A 15,522-nucleotide genomic window follows, 5' to 3' on the forward strand; every position below is an offset into this window, starting at 1 on the left:
CCTGGCGGAGCCGGGCGGTCGAGTCCCGCGTTTCGGTCCAGGCGCGGACGGCGGGACTACCGGTACGACGCTCCCCCGGCCGGCCGGGGGGCCGTGCGGGGCACGCCGTACGCCTCCTTCAGGAGGGTCAGCCAGACCACCTCAGGCAGGCCGGGGCGCTCGCCCTCGACGATCAGCCAGAAGGCTTCGCGGGCGGACGGCGCCGGGCTCGTACGGAGCCGGGAGAGCAGCGCGGCGACCGTGCCGACCGGGCCGTCGCCGCCGGCGAGGACCGGGCGGACCGCCCAGAGGTGCAGCTCGGCGGCGTTGGCCGCGCGCTGCTCCTCCGGCGGTTCGGACGGGTCGGCCTCGGCGCCCGGCGGCGCGACGGCCCAGAGGTCCTGGCCGAGGACCTCCGCGCAGAGCTCCCGGCGCAGCGGATGCTCCCAGGACGGCAGGCGGCGGGCGGCCTCCCCGAGGAGGAGGGTGAGGACGACGTAGGCCTGCGGGCGGCCCAGCGCGGCGAGCAGTTCGCGGCTGCCGGCCCGCTCGACGAGCCCCCGGGCCTCCTCCACGGTGCGGGCGGCCGGCAGCTTGTGCGCGAGCCCGGTCTCGACGTCCTTCTCCCGCCCGCGCACCCTGGGCCAGGAACGCCCGGGGGCCGCACTCGGACCGGTCCACTCGGGTGCGACCTGGGGCAGCACGGGGCGGGGGTACGGGTCGCCCCCGGGGCGGTGGGACGGCTCGGGCGGTCCGGTCCTGAGAACCGGCTCGGGTGTCGGTTCAGGCGCCGGTTCCGGCTTCGGTTCCGGCGTCGGATCGATCCGTGGGGGCTCGGGCTTCGGCTTCGGTTCACTCTGCGGTACGGCACCCAGCACGGCCGTCGGCTCGCTCCCGTACTGCCCCGGCCTCGGGTCCGGGCTCGGGTCCGGGCCCTGGTCCGGGCTCGGGTCCGGGCCCTGGTCCGGGCCCTGGTCCGGCCTCGGGTCCGGGCGGAACCAGAGGTCCGGGCGTTCCGTCGGGCCGGGGATGCCGGGGGCGGGGGCCCACGGGGTCCGGCCGGTGGGGCCGGCCGCCTGCGCGGGGACGTGCGGGACGGTCGGGGTGCCCGCCCGGCCGTCGAGGGCGGCGAGCGCGCGCGTGGCCGTGTCCAGGAGTGGACCGCGGCGCGCGGCGGAGGCCGCGTGAAGGGCGCTGCCGACCGCGTACTCGCCGCCCTCGCCCTCCGCGACCCCCTGGAGGTGGTGGCGGACGAGCCGGGCCGCGATCTCCTCCGCCGCGTCGCCGCTCCGCTCCCGTGGATCGACCCGGCGGCGTTCGGTGTTGCGGCTCGCGGCGCCGGACCAACGGCCGACGAACACGAAGCGGAGCGCCGGGAGTTCGACGGTGTCATGGGTGGCGAAGGTCCACCGGCGGTCGGTGAGCGTGCCGAACATGCTGTGCAGTCCCCAGAGCACCTGACAGGCGGTGTCGCCCCGTTCGTCGAGGACGGTGAAGCGCTCGTCCGGGTGACGCAGCAACTCGGCCACCGCTCCCGTGAGTTCCTCGGCCGCGTACGCCAGGATCCGGTCGAGTTCCCCCTGCCCCCGGCCGGTCGCCGGGACGAGGACGTCCTCGGGGACGACCGGCAGCCGGCCGCGCGCCTCTGCGGCGTTCAGGTCGGCGCCCTCCCAGTTCCAGGCGTGCAGCCCGAGGCAGACCGCCGGTTCGAGGAGCGCGGGCGAGCCGACGAGGGCGTGGCAGAGCACGGAGGTCCCGCCGTCGGCGTCCGCGAACGGGGTGCGCCGGATCAGCATCACGTCCGCGCGCCGCTGGAGCCGGATCAGGGCCGGCCGGGTCTCCTCGCCGCTCGCGCGGAGCACGGGTCCCGAGGTCCTGAAGAGGTTCTCCGCCTCGTCGCGGGGGCCCGACCAGGCCACCGGGCCGAATCCGGTGCTGCCGGTGAGGTTCTCGCTGTCCCAGCGGAAGACGATCTGGTCGACCTCGTTCTCCGACCGTGTCATCGGACGATCCCCTCGGTAGGGCCCGTGCGTTCCGCCCCGGGCAGCAGCCCGCACAGGGCGAAGAGCGAAAGGAGCGGCGCGAGGACCCGGCGCGGCCGGGCCCCGTGCGGAAACCGGTCGCCGCGCGCCTGCCCCCCGGTCGCCGCGACGAAGTGCAGGGTGCAGTCGGCGCAGTCGTCGAAGGGCTTGAGCCAGGCGGGGCTGGCGTGCTGGGCGAGGAAGGCGTACGCGTCCCGGCTCTCGGCCCGTGGGACGGCGGGGTCGTGGGGGCCTGGCAGGGCGCGGCCGAGCCAGCGGTCGACGACCGGCTCGAAGCGCACCAGGTCGCTCTTGTTGACGGCGAGCGCGGCCGGGGCGGCGACGAGCCCGCCGCGCTGCCGTGGGATGCGGTTCAGAACGGTGGCGAAGGCCTCGTCGCCGAGGTCGCGCCGGCGCAGCCCGCTCTGTTCCCGCACCGGGTCGAGGGAGGGCATCCGGAGCGCGCGCAGCGGGTCGAGGACGAAGATGAACGCGTCGACGCCCATGAGGAAGCGGCCGACCTCGCTGTCCTGGGCGAGGTCCTCGCCCGCGAGGTCGAAGAAGACGACGGGCCGGGGTGTCTCGCCGCCCGCGGAGACGAGCAGCCCGTCGGCGAACCGCGCGAAGGTCTGCTGACCGGTGCGCCCCAACTGCCGTCCCTGCTGGAGGCTCTGGACGCGTTCGCGCAGATAGGTCCGGTGGGCCTCGGGGTTGAGCGGCCGGCATTTCAGTCCGTACGGTTCGAGACCGCCGAGTTCGACCTCGCCGAGCATGGCGGCGAGGAGGTGGGTCTTGCCGACGGAGGAGCTGCCGACGAGGGCGATGGAGAGCGGCTCCCCGTTCGTGAGGTAGGGCACGGGCAGTTCGTGTCCCTCGTCGCCGTCCCGGGTGTGCGGGCAGAGGTGGTACGCCTTGCGCAGGGCGTCCGACAGGTGGCCGGGGCGGCGTTCGCCGCTGAGGTCGAGCGGGATGCGGTTGCCCTTGGCGTCGATGGTGACGAGCAGCCGTTCGTCGTACTCGACGGGGAGCAGGCAGTGCGGGCACATCCGGCTCCGCGCCGGCGGCGCGGGGACGGGTTCGGGCGCGGGCGCGACGGGGCGGGGCGCCTCGTCGCCGCCGAAGACCCTGCGGAACACGGAGGTACGCGGGGGCCGCGGGTCCTGGACGGGCGCCTCCCGGGTGTCCCCCGCCGGTCCCGCGCCGGTCCCGCCTCCCCCGGACAGCGCGCGCTTGCGCGCGATCTGGGTGTCGTACTCGGCGCGCCGGCGGTCGAGCGGGTCAGCCGCGCCCGCGCCGGTGGCGAGCGGGTCGGGTACGTGGAGGAGCCGCAGCAGCTCGGCCGGGTGCGGGCGCCGCTCCGCGTTCCCGGCGAAGAGACCGCTGTGTTCGAGAGCGGCGAGGCGCCGGTAGTCGGCGAGGTCAGCCGGGGGGCCCTCGCCGCGGTCGGGGCGGCCGGAGAGCAGGTAGTAGGCGATCTCGGCGACGGACCACAGGTCGTCGCGCGGGTCGGCGGCGCCGTGGCCCGCGCGCTGTTCGGGCGAGGCCCAGGGGGCGGCGCCGAAGGGCTCGCGGGGCTCCCCGGCGCGCAGTGCCGCGTACGGTTCACCGAGCCGCACCCGTGCGCCGTCCCACCGCACGGTGTCGGGGGTGATCGCCCGGTGGACGAGGTCCACGTCGCCCAGGAGCCGCACGGCCATGGCGAGTTGGCCGGTGATCCGCTCCTGGTCCTCGGCGGCGAGGCGCCCCGCCCAGTCGGAGAGCGGACGCCCGCCCGGCGGCCGGTACAGCACGAAGGGCTCGGCCGCCGTCAGGTCGAAGCCGACGACCCGGGGCAGCACCGCGCCGAACTTCGCGCCCCCGTAGCGTCGTTCGAGCGCGACGGCGGCGGCCACCTCGCGCTCCAGGAGCCCGTACGCGTCGGGGTCGCCCTGCGCGGACGACGCGAGGCGGTACTGGTGGACCGGTACCGAGCCCGTGCCCAGGAGGGCCCGGCGGACGAGGACGCCCGGGCGGCCGGGTGGCCTGCGGTCCTCCCCGTACCGGACGGCGAAGCGGACCTGCGCCTCCTGGTGGTTCAAGAACTCCAGCTCCTGGTAGTAGGGGTGGGGCGGCGGGCTCGGCTCGCCGATGTGGTCCGGGTGGTCGGGGCCGATGGGCTGCTGCGGGTCGGTCGGGCGGGGCGCGTCGGGCGGGCCGTCGGGGTCGTGCGAGCGGGTCGGGTCGTGCGGGCGGGTCGGGTCGGTCACCGTTCTCCTGCCTCCTCAGCGCGGACGGTGTGCACGACGTCCGTGCGCAGGGGTACGAGGCGGAGGATTCCGGCGTGGCGCCCCGCACCGGTCCACACGACGTCCTCGGCGGTGCCGCGCCAGACGTCCTCCCCCGCGGCCCCGCGCCGCATCGCCTCGGGCACGAAGCGGACCAGCCGGGCCGCGAGCGGGTCGTGGGAGAGCAGCCGCAGGTGCTCGGGGCCGCACAGCGCCACCGTGCGGCCGGGGTCGTCCTCGGCGAGCAGCAGCCTGGCCACCGCGTCCGGGGCGACCCCGGTGAGCCGGGCGGCGTCGGGCCGGTCGGAACGGTCGGTGAGGGCGGTGGGGAGGCCGGACAGCGCGTCCGGGTCGCGCAGACCGTCGTAGCGGGGCGGCGGCGAGGCGGCGACGTCGCGTTCGAGGCGGACCCGGGTCTCGTCCAGGAGTTCCGCCATCCGCTGCTCGTGGACGGCGGAGACGGCGGCTCCGGGATCGCGCTCGACGCCCGCCCAGCACCGGTCGAGGATCAGCAGGGTGCCGGCGACCAGGTCGGCGACGAGCGTGTCGACGAGCAGGGGGCCGCCGTCCCCGTACCGCCGCTCCAGCCAGGCGGGCGCGGGCAGGGCGGAGGGCTCCCCCGAGGGAGCGGTGGGAGCGGTGGTGGTGCGGCGGGGGCCGCGAGGGTCACGCTCGGAGGCACCGGGCGGGTACGGGGACGCGGGCGGGGGCGGGGGCGGTGCCGGGGCACGTACCGGATCGGGTTCCTCGTCCATGTCGGACCAGACGTCCTCCTCACCCCCGTCCGCCGACCAGTCGTCCCAGCTCCAGGCCGCCGTACCGCCGTCCGGGGCCGGTGGCGGCACGTCCTCCGGCTCCGCGCCCGCCGGGTCCGACGACTGCCCGTACCACGGGGACGCCCCGGACGGCTCCGGCCGCCCGTCCCCGTCGGCCGTCTCCGCGAGGCCCCGGAGCAGCCGGGCCACCGCCCCCGCCCCGGCCGAGCAGTGGTGCCGCACCTCGGCGAAGAGCCAGTCGTGCACGGCCGTCGTGACGACCAGGGCCTGCGTCTCCCGCAGGATCCGCCAGGCCTCCTCCGGGTCCGCCCGCGCCCACCAGTCGTCCACGGCCCGGGTCCAGTCGCGCAGCGCGAGGAGGACGACGGCCGCCACGGCGACGGTGAGCGCCACGGCCGCCGCCCAGAGGGGCGGTCCGAGGTACAGCCCGAGGCCCGCCCCCGCGAGGCCGCCGGCCAGACCGCCGAAGAGCCGGGGCGCCGCACACGTGGCTCCGCCGCCGTCGATCCGTCCGTCGGGCGAGCGGTTGGGCCTGCGTCGCAGCATCAGGTGGGCGAGTCCGGCGGCGAGCACGCCGACGGCCGGGCCGAGGACCCAGCCGAGGACCGGCCAGATCCCGGCGATCAGCGCCAGGACCCCGGTCACGGCGAGGGCCGCGGGGCGCGAACCGCCGGCGGTGAACGGGTGGCGGGCACCGAGCCTGCGCAGCCGCTCCGGTCCGCAGAGCGCGTCGAGCCGGGCGAGCCGGGCGGCGCTGCCGACGGGTGCGGTACGGGCGGAGAGCGCGGCGAGCCGGGCCGCCACGGAGCGCAGCGGAAGCCCCTTGCCGATCAGGTCGTGGGTGTGGTCGCGCAGGGCGGGGACGATCCCGGCCCGCGACATCTCCCTTGGCATCTCCGGCAGTTCGATGCCGCGGTCGCGGAGCACGCCCCGGTGTTCGGCGGTGAGCCGGCTGCCGCCCGCCGCGCCGAACGCGTCCGCGACGGCCGTCCGGAACCGCTCCAGCTCCTGCACCACCCGTTCGATGTCGCCCGGCAGGTCGACGGTGCGGTCGGCACCGCCGAGAAGTCCCGCCGCGCCCCGGATCCGGTGGTAGCCGTCGACGGCGACGCCGACGGCCTCGTCGCAGGCGGCGAGGCGGGAACCCGCCCGGCCCTGCGGCGGGAGCCAGCGGTGATCGGCGAGGGAACGCGGAACGCCCTCGTCGAGGAGCACCGCGAGGGCGGCCGGCACCTGTTCGGCGGAGGCGGCACCGGCCGGGACGTCCGGGCCGGTGAGTCCCTCCACCGCCTGCCGCCAGGCACGCGCCCGCGCCTCGTCGGTGAGGTCGTGCTCCAGGACGCGCACGGCCGGCACGGCGACGCCGTGCACCACCTCGCCGAGTGCGCGCAGGACGGCGTCGAAGACCTCGGGCGTGGACAGGACGTCGACGAGCGGGCGCAGGACGGCCTCGCCCGGTACGCCGTCCTCCGCCGTGTCGAACAGCCACAGGACCCCGGCGGCGGGCGGACGGAGGGTGAGCGTGCGGCTCAGGTTCCGTTCGCTCCGGGAGCCGACGGCGACACAGACGATGTGGGCGGGACCGTAGGACGAGAGGCGTTCGTAGAGCAGTTGGTGGGAGACGAGCCGGTCGGCGTCGTCGAGGACGAGGAAGCGGCGCTCGCCGCCGGGCTGCGGGGCGTCCAGGGCGGTGCGCACGGCGGCGGCGTGGCCGGAGCCGCCGGCGGCGTCGTGGTCGTACGCGGCCGCCGTCCGCAGGTCGAGGCAGACGGCGTGGCCGGGCAGCGGCCGTTCGGGCAGGACGCGCGGGCTCACTCCGCCTCCCCGCGCGGAGCGCCGTGGCCGGGGCCGTGGTCCGGTCCGAAGTCGGGTCCCCAGTCCGGTTCCGGTTCCAGCTCCCAGTCGCCCTCGTAGGCGGACGGCCGTGGCGCCCGCGCCTCGGCGGCGGGAACGGGGGCCGGCGGGTCGCCGTAGGCGGTCCGGGGGTCGGGCCGGTGACCGACTCCGGGGCCCGTTCCGTTCTCGTACGCGGTACGGGGGCCGGGCCCGGCCTCGTACGCGTACCCGTTACCGTCCCCGTCCCCGTATCCGGAGCGAGGACTCCACCCGGGCCCGCTGCCGTATCCGGCCTGCTCCGGCACCGGCACCGGCACCGGCCCATGGCCCTGCGCCTGGCCCGGGACCTGGCCCCGCCCCTGCGCCCGCCCGCCGCGCGGCCCGTGCCGTTCGTACAGGGTCCGCAGGTTGGGGCGCGTCGCGCGGGACGACTTGGGGAAGCGCATCTCCAGGGCGCCGGGGTAGGTGACCTCCCAGAAGTGGCGCAGGGGAGCCAGCCATTCGGCGTCGTGGTCGCCGTATCCCCCGCGCGCCCGGTCATCGGGATCGCCGTACTCCGCGGCGAGCTCGTCGATCAGGGCGAGCTGGCGCGGGGCGACCTGCTCCACGAAGTGGGTGAAGAGCGGGGACGGTGCCGCCGGCACCTGCCCGAGGCCCTTGGGCAGGGCCTGCATGAGGCGCTCGCAGAACTGCTCGATGATCTGCCCCTCGTCGAGCAGCGCCCAGCGCTCGTACGCGCGCAGCAGCCCCGCCCAGCTCGACAGCGAGCCGTCGAAGCCTTCGAGGCGGAGCGACATGGTCGCGGACTCGCCGTCCTGGAGGCGGATGCGGACGACGTGCGGCGAGCCGGCCGGGCCCTCGGCGTCGACGTGTCCGTTCCACATCGCGCAGAGCAGCCGGTGCAGGATGCGCTGCCGGTCGTGTTCGGTGGAGACCAGCCAGTCGTCCTGGTAGCCGAGCCGCTGGCGCCAGTGCAGGAAGTCGTTCTCGCCGGCCGCGTCGCGGGCATCGGACCAGAGGCCGAGGACGCTGCGGACCTCGGAGATGTCGGTGAGGTTCATGCCGCTGCGGAAGAAGACGACGGTGATGGAGTCGGTGTCGCCCGCGCGGCTCTCCGGGGTCACCCGGGAGGGCAGGTTGAGCTCCTGCTCCAGGAAGTCCCGGGCGCGGCCGTCGGACTCGCTCGCCGGGTGCACGATGAGGATCTTGAGCGGGCCGCTGCCGTCGGGGACGAAGCCCACCGGGATGAGGCCGGCCAGCCGGGCCCTGAACTGGTCGAGCCAGCGCGGGTCGACCTTCGCCTCGGCGGTCTCGTCGCCCGAGGCGGCGCGCAGCAGCAGCTCCATGGAGGGCAGCAGGGGGCGGGCGAAGACGTCCTCGTTGGCCTCGCCGAAGAGGCGCTTGACGCGACGCTCCACGACCTGCTTGATCTCCTTCACCGCCGCGCCGGACGAGCGGCGGACCGCGTCGAGGGCCCGCCGCCAGTCGTCGGGTCCGACGAGCCGCCCGAGGAGGGCCGCGGCGTCGGCGTTCTCGGGCAGCCCCAGGCTCTGGGCGAGCCGGTCGACGACGTCGTCGTAGAAGGCGCGCAGGGTGTTCTGCGGGGGCAGCAGATAGGCGATGCCCGCCCGGTCGTCGCGGTAGAGGTCGCGGCGGCGGTCGGCGAAGGCCTTCGCCTCGTCGTGCTCGTGGGCGCGCAGGGCCTTGGCGAGTTCGGCGACCTCGACGGTGACGCGGTTCAGGGACGGCCGCCACTGGGCCTCGCCGGCCTGCCAGCCGCGGTGCCACAGGGTCCGGGCCCGCCACTGGTACCAGGCCTCCTGGGCGGAGAGGGCGTGCTGCACGTCGGGGTCGCTCCAGCGGGCGGGTACGACGCCGCCGACGCTGCCCCTCACCGAGGGGATGGCGGGGGCGGCGGGCTGGACGTTCGGCGGCCGTTCGGGTTCGTTGCGCCGGTTGTCGAGCATGCCGGTGAAGCCCTCCTTCGCCACCCGGTCGGGGTGGCCGGGCAGACCCGCGAGGACCACTTCGACCTGGAACGGGTCGAGCCGGCCGAGGAGTTCGCGGACCCCGGCACTGGGCCTGAAGTCCTCGGTGAGGCGCGGGATCTCGCGGGCGAGGCTGCTGTCGAGGCGGCGCAGGGCCTCCTCCATGTCACCGAGCCTGTTCCGCAGCTCCTGGGTGATCTTCCCCTTGCCGCGGGGGAGTTGCTCGGGCGCGGGGACGTCCGGGGCCTCCCGGCTCCAGAGCCGGCCGATGCCGGAGCGGGTGAACAGCTCGCGGACCTGTTCCTGTCCTTCCCGGTCAGGCCTGCGGGCGCGCTCCGCCATGGCGCGTACCGCCTGGGCGAGGAGCCGGGCGGCGACGATCTCGGCGAGGTCGTCGACGGGGACGGTGAGGGAGGCGGCGAGGCTGGTGGACATGCCGCGGTAGCCGATGCCGCTGCGGGCCGGGGTGGAGCGTTCCACGCTCTTGTTGATGAAGCTGGCGGCGAAGGACTGGTAGTCCTCCTCGGCGTGGGTCGCCGAGCCGTTGTCCTTGCCGAGGTCGGTGCCGATCAGCGACATGACCATGGCGGCGATGGAGCGGCGCAGGTCCTCGCTGCCGATGACGGACGGCTTGGAGAAGAGGAACGCCGTCTGCATGGTGGCGGGGCGCAGGGCGACGACGCCGTCACCGGGGTAGGTGACGCTGAGCCGGCCCCGGTCCTCGACGTCGCCGACCTGGTCGAGGGCCTCGGGCACGTTCTGGTCGTCGACGAGCCGCGAGAGGTCGACCAGGGCGCGGGCCGAGTTGAGTTCGGCCTCACGACCGCCGCCGGCCTCGGGTGGAAAGGCGGAGGGCATGACGACGAGCGGGTAGATCTTCACGCCGGGCACCCGGGCGTTGCGGAACTCGTGCCCGATGAGGTGGATGAAGTCGTAGAAGATGCCGGCGCCGGTGCCGCCCGCGACGGAGAAGGCGACGAACACGTCGCATCCCCGGATCCGGTTGCCGCCGACCCGCCGGAGGTCGCCGGCGGACTGACCGATGGCGCTGATGGCCTCGCGGAGCTGGCGCAGGACGGGTTCGAGTCCGGAGCGGAGGGTCGCGAACAGCGCGGCGCGGCCGACGGTCGGCAGCTGTCCCGCGCCGTTGTTGAGGGGGGCGACGCGCGGCTGGCGGGCCTGCGGCGGCAGCCACAGCCGGGTCTCCTCGGGGACGGAGACACGCAGCATGCGGGTCACCTCGGGCGAGGAGTCGAAGTCGGTGGGCAGCAGGTCGCGGACGATCCGGGAGGTACGGGCGAAGGCGGCGCCCTCGGCGCCCTTGGCCCGGAACTGCGGCTGGCCGAGCAGTTCGCCCTCGCTGAAGTCGGCGTAGACGAACTGGAGGCAGTCGGGCAGCTGGAAGGGCAGCCGCCGGCCGCCGTCGACGAGGTCGGTGCCGTCGGGGCCGCAGAGCTCCCGGCGCAGGCCGCGTTCGAGTTCGCTGCCGATACGTCCGCCGGTGCCGCCGAGTCCGACGAAGAGCATGGGCTGGTAGATCTTCATGTCGTTCTCCTCGGTGACCCGTTCAGAAGTTGCCGTCGTAGTCGCCGGCGCCGGCGGGGGCGTCGGGGCCCGTGCCGGTGAGGGGACCGGAGGGGGTGGGGGAATCGCGGCCCGTGTCGCCCGTGGTGGTTCTCACGGGCCGGCGGGACCACGGGGTGGAGTGGGCGCGGCGCGGGGCCGTGCGGCCGCCCCGTACGACGAGTTCGTGGTCACCGAGCCCGGCCGGCTCACCGGGCCTGACGGGGACCTGCGCACCGCCCCGGGGCCGGAGGAACAGCTCGCCCGCGCCGGTGCGGCGCAGCACATGGGCGGTGGAGGAGCCGCCGGGGATCCGGCGGAGCGTGGGCGGCGCCCCGTACGGTTCGTCGACGGCGAAGGCGAAGGCGCCGCCGGGGCTCTGGCCCCGCCGGACGGTCAGCGAGTCGAGCGTCCTGCCGTCCTGGCACAGCTCGAGGGTGACGCCGACGAGGTCGCGGCGGCGGCGCCGGGCCGCGAGCCGGACGCCGACGACGGCGCCGGCGACGAGGAGGCCCGCGGCCCCGCCCGCCACCACCTTCCACCAGCGCTCCCACCAGGTCGGCGGCGCCACCACGGTGACGTCGAGGAAGGCGCCGCGCAGGACGCGGTCGCCGTCGCCGGTGTCCACGACGGTGACCCGGCCGCCGAGTTCGCCGAGGGCGGTGCCGGCGCCGAGGGTGACGGTGAAGGGGATGCGGGTGCTGCGGTTCGGCGGGGCCGTGACCGTCGCCGGGGTGACGCCGAGTTCCGTGCCCGGCTTCTGGTCGCCGAGGGCGAGCCGCAGGGTGCGCGGCGCGGAGTCGTTGTTGGTGACGTCGAGGGTGCCGTGGACGGTGCCCCCGGGGTGGACGGTGGCCGAGTCGACGGTGAGGGCGGCGGTCACGAGCGGCGCGTCGGCGGCGGTACGGGCGTGCAGCGGGCGCCGGTCGGAGGTGATCCCGGGCGCCTCCATCCGGGTGACCAGCTCCAGGTCGCCGGTCGCCCCCTCGGGGACGGTCAGGGTTCCGGTGAACCGTACGTCGCCCGCCTTGGCGTCGGGGGCCCTCCCGTCGTCGGCGAGCCGGAAGCTGACGGGCCGGAAGCCGTCGCCGCTCAGATCGGCGGCGACCGAGAGACCGGCCAGCTGGCGGGGGTCGGTGACGACGACTCCGCGCCGGGTCTGCATCCGCACCTCGACCTTGACCTGCTCCCCGGCGCGCGGTGAGGCCGGGTCGAGGACGACGGTGGAGCGGAGTCGGCCCTGCCAGATCGCGCGGACGGCGACCTCGCGGTCGCGGTGGCCCTCCGGCGCCTCGATGTGCACCCGCCAGCGGCCCGGCAGCGGGTTCTTCACGCGCAGCGCCTCCACCGGGCCGTTCTGCCCGCTCACCTCGAAGGCGGAGCCGTCGAACTCGCCCCGCACGGGCACCTCGCGGCCCGCCGGGTCGAAGTACGTGACGCGCACCTTCGGGTCGTGCTTGGCGACCGTGAGGGAGCCGTCGGTGGCGATGGGCGGGATGACGACGGTCAGGTCGGCGGGCGGCTTGCCGACGGTGCCGTGGGAGATGCGGGCGCAGCGGGCGGCGGCGAAGGTCTCCTGGAGGGCCTTGTCGATCTCGGCGGAGGTGCCGACGACCCGCATGCGCGGGGTTGAGCCGGGGATCTCGGAGCAGCCGCCGAGGTAGCCGCCGCGGGCCATGGCGGTGAGGGCGGCGCGGTCGATCTCGCTGCCGAAGCCGAGGGGCCAGATCTGTACGCCGGCGGCCCGGGCGCGGGCGAGTTCCTCGGTGAGCCGCCGCTCGCCGTTGGACTGGCGGCTGTCCGGGTCGGTGCCGTACTCGGGGCTGTCGGCGACGTCGAGCTTGCCGTCGGTCAGCAGGAAGACGACCTTGGGGGCGGCGGCCTCGCCGGCCTTGTCCGTGCCGGGCCCGGTGAGCCGGGTGACGGCCTGCCGGATCGCCGCGGGGAAGTCGGTGCCGGGACCCGTACGGGCGGGGTCGCGGCGGCCGAGGTCCTGGACGCAGTCGCTGAGCCGCTCGCGGCCCGCCGCGTCGGCGACGGTGAGCGGGCAGACCTCGCGTACGGGCGACTGGCCTGGCTTCTCCGAACTGCCGAAGCCGATCACGGTGGCCCGGGAACGCTCCGATATCTCGCCCTGGCTGAGGAGGGCCGCCGCCTCGGTCTCGCGCGCGAGGTCCTTGTCGGCGAGGCTCGCCGACTGGTCCACGACGACGGCGAAGTCGATGGGGTCGGGGCCTTCCGGGCCTTCGGCGGGAGCGGCCCGCCCGGCCGGGGCGGCGGGGGTACGGGGCGCGCCCGACGCGGTGGTCGCCGCGAACGGGGAGAGCGCGAGGAGCACCCCGGCGAGGAGCAGGGCGCTCCCCCTGTCGTTCCACTGCATGTTCTCTCTCACCACAGTTCGCTGAGGAGGGCCAGGAGGGCGCCGAGCGCGAGCGAGCACACGCCCAGGCGCAGCCACCGGTACTTCGCCGCGAGCACGAGGCCGTGCACGCCGGCCTGTTCGAGGAGCCAGTCGGTGGCGTCCGCGCCGGACGCCGAGAGCCGCCCGCGCAGCGCGGGCGCGGAAGGGCCTGCCGCGAGGTCGCGCAGCATCGTGCGGTCGGCCCCGACGCGGGTGCGGGGCAGCACCACGGAGACGAGCATCAGGACGCCCGCCGTCCACAGCACGCCCGCTACCAGCAGGAACACCCGCCCGGCGCCCTGGGCGGACAGCAGCGCGCCGTCCCCGGAGAAGACGACCGCGAGGAAGGCGAGGGCGCCGGAGAGCAGGATCGCGGCCTTGGTGTCGGCGCGGCCGATGTCCTCGCGGACGGTGGCGAGCAGCCGCTCTGCCATGAACCTGAGCTCTTCGGGCGGTACGGGGGCGGGCCGGGGCGCGGGCCGGGGCGCGGGTGCGGGGGCGGCGCCGGGTACCCGCTCCGGCGCGGGGCCCGGGACGGTGGTCATTCGTCGTCCCAGTCGTCGAAGTCGGAGCTGTGCCGGAAGGGCCTCGGGGAGCGCGCCGGGACGGTCGGCCCCCGCGAACCACTCGCGGGCCTGGGAGCGTACGAAGGAGGCGCATTCGGCGAGGAGGCGCTCGTCGGTCACCTCGCCCCGCCAATGCCGGGCGAGGTGGTCGGCGAGCCGTGCGGCCTCGCGCGGCCGCAGCTCCTCCAGGCCGAGGGCGTCGACGACGTCCCGCTGTGCCGCGCGCGCCCGCGCGGCGCCGAGTGCCTCGTCGGACTCGGCGCGCAGCCGGTGCCAGAGGTGGCGCTGGAGGACCTCGTCGGCGGGCGGCGGCGCGCAGTACATCCCGTACCGCCCGCGCAGCAGCCGGTCGGCGAGCTCCCCGTTCTCGACGAGGACGACGCCGTACGCGTCCCGGCCGCGCAGCAGATCGCCGAAGCGGTCCAGGTGGAGTTCGGAGAGGCGGGTGGCGGGGCGGCGCGGGGCGGCGTTGCGCTCGCCGCGCCCGGCGCGGGAGGAGTGCGGCTCGTCCTCGGCGCCCACGTCCTCGGCGGGCAGCTCCAGGAGGTGGCCTCCGCTCTCCTGGAGGACCTCCTCTGTGAGCTCGTCGACGCCGTGGCGCGGGTCGAGGCGGAAGACCTTGCCGTCGGTCAGTTCGGCGAGCAGGGCGAGTGCGGTGGCCTTGCGTCCGCTGCCGGGTTCGCCGCACAGGACGAGGACCCGGTGGTCGCGGAGCCGGTCGCGCATCCGCCCGTACCCGGCGGTCGCGCAGTACACCCGGCCGAGGTGGTCGAGCGTCTCGGGCGGGACGGGGCCCTGGACGAAGTGCGGGGAGCGGTCGGAGCCGCCCAGGGCGAAGATCTGGTTGCCCTCGAAGACGGTGCCGTCGCCGTGGATGGTGGTGAGGCGGTCGGCGCCGCCGCCGGCCCAGGTGCGGACGGCCCGGCGGGCGGTGGCGGCGCCGCCGGTGTCGCCGCCGGGGGACCCGAGGTCGGCGGACGCGAAGACGTTGGGTTCGCGCGGCTGTTCGGCGGTGCCGTCGGTCCGCTCCGCCCCGCCCGGCCGGTCGCCCTCCCGTTCCTGGCGCCCGCCGCCCCCCGGTTCGTCGCCCCGTTCCTGGCCTCCGCCCGGTGCGTCGGCCCGGCCGCCGTTGCCCTGTCCGGCCTCCGGGGCGTCGTTCTGCGGGGCGGACTCGTCCTCGTCGCTCACGCCGGCTCACCCGCCCCGGCGTCCGGTCCCGGACCCTTGCGGATTCCGGTGAAGCCACCGTGGATGGTGTTGCCGTGGATGTCGAGCAGGTCCCCGCCGACCTGGTACGTACGGTTCCCTCCCCCGGTCCGGGGCGTTGGGCCGTCCCCCCGCGACGGCCCAACGCCGGTCCGTGCCCCCGTCGCCGGCACCCGCTCCCCCGCCGCTGCCGGCCCCCTCTCCCCCTCCGGCACCGGTTCCCCCTCCGGCGCCCGCGCTCCCTCCGCCGCACGCTCCCCCTGCGGCGCGCGCTCCCCCTCGGGGCCGATGAGCGGCGGCGCGGGCCTGCGCGGTACGTGGAACCAGGCGGCCTCGTCGGTCTCCTTGGACCGGATGCGGGCCCGGCGGTAGTGGGTCGGCTCGACGTACGGCCCGCCCTCGACGACCACGTTCGCGTACAGCCAGTCGGAGACGACGACCAGCAGGTCGACCCCGGGCGTCTCGTTCATGATCCGCTTGGCCGTGGGGCTGTCGCAGAGCCGGGCGGCGAGGTCCACCGCCCGCCCTACGAGCCCGTGCCGGTCCTGGACCACGAGCCCCGCGTTCATGCCGATCCGCAGCCGCAGCGGCCGGGTCCTGCCCTTGTTGTGGGCGCGCAGGCTCTCGTACAGGGTGTCGATCCACCGTCCGACCATGAGGCTCGGCGGCACGTCGGGGCGCAGTGCGGCGAGGATGCCGTCCCCCCGGTCCTCCTGGTGGAAGGTGCCGGGCTCGACGCCGACGGAGCTGTACGCGTCGTCGAACGCGGCGTACAGCGCCGCGCGCTGGAGTCCCTTCTCGGCCATGTCCAGGGTCCCTGAGCCACAGATGTCGCCGAAGACGACGAACCGGTGGATGCCTCCCGCTACCCCGCCGCCCGCTTCCCCGTTCACTCCCGCACTGCTCACTCTCGGACTCCCTG

7 protein-coding genes are annotated in these 15,522 nt (G+C 76.0%); all 7 read right to left on the bottom strand.

Going from position 1 to position 15,522, the window contains the following annotated elements; translation table 11 throughout:
- Positions 1 to 56: 56 nt before the first annotated feature.
- The 7 genes from ACIA8N_RS15945 to ACIA8N_RS15975 are packed head-to-tail and all read right to left on the bottom strand — an operon-like array spanning position 57 to position 15,508.
- The gene (locus ACIA8N_RS15945; protein ID WP_365780560.1) at positions 57 to 1,982 is read right to left on the bottom strand and encodes a hypothetical protein; all 1,926 of its coding nucleotides are present in this window, start codon (positions 1,980 to 1,982) and stop codon (positions 57 to 59) included.
- Positions 1,979 to 4,246, bottom strand: a complete 2,268-nt coding sequence (locus ACIA8N_RS15950; protein WP_365780559.1) for a hypothetical protein — start codon at positions 4,244 to 4,246, stop codon at positions 1,979 to 1,981. Before ACIA8N_RS15950 ends, ACIA8N_RS15945 begins: the two co-directional genes overlap by 4 nt.
- Complete coding sequence (locus tag ACIA8N_RS15955; protein ID WP_365780558.1) at positions 4,243 to 6,855, bottom strand: hypothetical protein; 2,613 nt, start codon at positions 6,853 to 6,855, stop codon at positions 4,243 to 4,245. The genes ACIA8N_RS15950 and ACIA8N_RS15955 overlap by 4 nt, the downstream gene beginning before the upstream one ends.
- Positions 6,852 to 10,409: a tubulin-like doman-containing protein gene (locus ACIA8N_RS15960; RefSeq protein WP_365780557.1), complete on the bottom strand. Its 3,558-nt coding sequence runs from the start codon at positions 10,407 to 10,409 to the stop codon at positions 6,852 to 6,854. The genes ACIA8N_RS15955 and ACIA8N_RS15960 overlap by 4 nt, the downstream gene beginning before the upstream one ends.
- A gap of 22 nt (positions 10,410 to 10,431) precedes the next feature.
- Positions 10,432 to 12,807, bottom strand: coding sequence for a vWA domain-containing protein (locus tag ACIA8N_RS15965; protein WP_365780556.1), 2,376 nt, complete (start codon positions 12,805 to 12,807; stop codon positions 10,432 to 10,434).
- Between the two features lie 8 nt (positions 12,808 to 12,815).
- On the bottom strand, positions 12,816 to 14,582 hold the full coding sequence (locus tag ACIA8N_RS15970; RefSeq protein ID WP_365780555.1) for a Pycsar system effector family protein: 1,767 nt from the start codon (positions 14,580 to 14,582) through the stop codon (positions 12,816 to 12,818).
- A complete protein-coding gene (locus ACIA8N_RS15975; protein ID WP_399416492.1) occupies positions 14,579 to 15,508 on the bottom strand; it encodes a hypothetical protein in 930 nt (309 codons plus the stop codon). Before ACIA8N_RS15975 ends, ACIA8N_RS15970 begins: the two co-directional genes overlap by 4 nt.
- Between the last annotated feature and the right edge of the window lie 14 nt (positions 15,509 to 15,522).

The sequence above is a fragment of the Streptomyces sp. NPDC051822 genome, from assembly GCF_044452745.1.
Classification (GTDB): Bacteria; Actinomycetota; Actinomycetes; order Streptomycetales; family Streptomycetaceae; genus Streptomyces.

What these genes read in the sequence shown, in the direction of transcription:
- ACIA8N_RS15945 (WP_365780560.1), bottom strand. Translation starts at nt 1,982, where the DNA reads ATGACACGGTCGGAGAACGAGGTCGACCAGATCGTCTTCCGCTGGGAC.
- ACIA8N_RS15960 (WP_365780557.1), bottom strand. Translation starts at nt 10,409, where the DNA reads ATGAAGATCTACCAGCCCATGCTCTTCGTCGGACTCGGCGGCACCGGC.
- ACIA8N_RS15965 (WP_365780556.1), bottom strand. Translation starts at nt 12,807, where the DNA reads ATGCAGTGGAACGACAGGGGGAGCGCCCTGCTCCTCGCCGGGGTGCTC.